This is a genomic window from Cuspidothrix issatschenkoi CHARLIE-1 (genome assembly GCF_002934005.1).
Lineage (GTDB): Bacteria > Cyanobacteriota > Cyanobacteriia > Cyanobacteriales > Nostocaceae > Cuspidothrix > Cuspidothrix issatschenkoi.
Window position 1 is genome coordinate 1 of record NZ_PGEM01000121.1, and the last position, 2,422, is coordinate 2,422.

Consider the following 2,422-nt stretch of genomic DNA (forward strand, 5'->3'; position numbering starts at 1 on the left):
ACTTACGGCGAATAGTTAAGATTAAAAACTTTACTCTTCAGACTTCAGCCTTTAAGCTATTGATAATGAGCTGGAGTCTGATAGCTAATTATGAAACGGCGTAGGTTTTTACAACGGATTAGTGGCTTATTAGCAGCTTTGGGGCTAGGGGGAACTGAGTGGTTGAGTTTGGGTAATCGCTATTACCAGGCTTTAGCACAGTCTAACCCGCGTAAATTAGCGTTATTGATTGGGATTAATCAATATCCACAAAGTCCAGTTTTGGGCGGTTGTATGACTGATGTGGAATTGCAAAGGGAAGTGTTAATTCATCGTTGTGGTTTTGCACCATCGGATATTCTCACTTTAACTGAAGAACAAGCTACTCAAGATTTTATTAAAGCGGCTTTTTTTGATCATTTGGGTAAACAGGCTAAAGCTGGAGATGTGGTAATTTTCCATTTTTCTGGTTATGGTAGTCGGGTGAATTTGGGAACGGGAAGATTAGAAAATGTGATCATTCCTGTAGATGAAAATAATTTACCTAAAACAAAATCTGTTAATTATATTTTAGAAGAAACTCTGTTGTTGTTATTGCGATCGCTTCCTACCAATCAAGTTACAGCAGTATTAGATACAAGTTACTATTATCCCTATGAATTAGGACCAATGGGTTTGCGAATTCGCACCCGTCCAGAATTATCAGCAGTGACTTTACCTGAAGCAGAATTAGAGTTAATTCAAAGGCTAAAAACGCAAAAGTCACCTATTAATAATCCTCTGGTTATTAATGCTACTTCTGAAGAAAATCAGCAAGCTGGAGAATTCATTTTCTCTAATTGGAGTGCTGGTTTATTAACCTATGCTTTAACTCAATATTTGTGGGAAACTATTCCCCCGAAAACAATTCAATTTTTCTTCTCTGGTGTTGCTACTTCCATGTATCAGTTAGGAGGAAAACAGCAACCTACCTTAGTGAGTGAACAGAAAAATTGGCCAAATGCTTTAATAGTTGATTATTTCCCCATTGATACTTTTAGAAGTATTGGTGTAGTTAAATCAATTAAGGAAGACGGGAAAACTGTTAAAGTATGGTTAGGAGGATTACCTCCTCAAGTTCTCACCAGTTATGGTGTCAATTCTCGGTTAATTTTGGATTCAGGAGCAGAGTTATTTGTTAAATCTTGTCATGGGCTAATTGCTAAAACTCAATTTACAAATAAGGAAATTCTCCAGTTACCCCAAGTTGGTCAAAAAATCCAAGAATCTATTCGCATATTACCTCGAAATATTCATGTAAATGTGGCTTTAGATAAGAATTTAGAAAGAATTGAACGGGTAGACGCTACCAGTGTTTTTTCGGGAATTAGCCGGATCGCTAATATTGCTACTATAGAAGAAACTGCTGATTATGTGTTTGGTAAAGTTTCCCAAATACCTAGTCGGTATGGTCTTTTTTGTCTGGGTGGTGAATTAATTATTAATACTATTGGTGAGGTGGGTGAAGCTGTTAAAGTGGCAGTACAACGGTTAACACCAAAATTCTCGACTTTGTTAGCCGCAAAATTGTGGCAACTGACAGAAAATCAAGGTTCTTCTGGTTTACCAGTGAGGGTAAATTTGGAGATTGTTAATAGTATTGTGACTCGTGTATTGATGGTGAGAGACACATTAGGAAAAGTCAGTACAGATAACACTTATCAACTATCTGATTATCCAGGAACAACTATTCCTACTGTTCCCGTGGGTAGTCATTTGCAATATAAAATTGAAAATTTGAGCGATCGCCCTGTATATTTAATTTTAGTGGGTTTAAATAATAACCAAAATGCTTTCGCTTTTTATCCTTGGGAAGTTTTTCCAGAAACAGAAATTCCTCCTACTAAACCCCAATTAATAGAAATCCTCATTCCTCCAGGTCAAACTATTAAAATACCAGATAATCAACCTGTATCCGGTTGGTTATTACCCACCCGTTATACTTTTTGTGAACACCAAATTATTCTGAGTACCGCACCGTTTAAGGAAACTCTCACAGCTTTAGCGATCGCTAAATATCCTACCACAGATCAACAGGCTATTAGTCCTATTATTAACCCCTTAGAAGTCGCCCAAGCATTATTACAAGATTTACATAATGCCAGTAAAGTTGGCACTGATATTAATGGTAATACTGATACATATATGTTAGATGTTAATCATTGGGCAAGTTTAAGTTTTAGTTTTCAGGTTGTTTAGCGTTTAATTTGTGTGGGAAAGTCAGGAACTAACAAAGATTTTTCTAATTCACTTTGCGATCGCCATTTATACCAAAAGAGTTAGCGATTACCAAATTACAGGACAGTTATAGTTTTGGAAAACTAGGTCTTTACTAATTAGGGCTTGCTGAAAAAGTTGTCTGTGAGGAGAGGGAACAGGGAACTCTTAACTGGGAACAGTTTCA

At 36.6% G+C, this 2,422-nt stretch carries 1 protein-coding gene; it reads left to right on the forward strand.

All coding sequences use genetic code 11. The features are described 5' to 3' along the window. Positions 1-90 precede the first annotated feature (90 nt). Complete coding sequence (locus CUN59_RS15730; RefSeq protein WP_104388731.1) at positions 91-2,217, forward strand: caspase family protein; 2,127 nt, start codon at positions 91-93, stop codon at positions 2,215-2,217. Positions 2,218-2,422: the final 205 nt, after the last annotated feature.

Bases quoted from the DNA above. Each gene is read 5' to 3' on its own strand.
- CUN59_RS15730 (WP_104388731.1), top strand. From the start codon at position 91: ATGAAACGGCGTAGGTTTTTACAACGGATTAGTGGCTTATTAGCAGCT.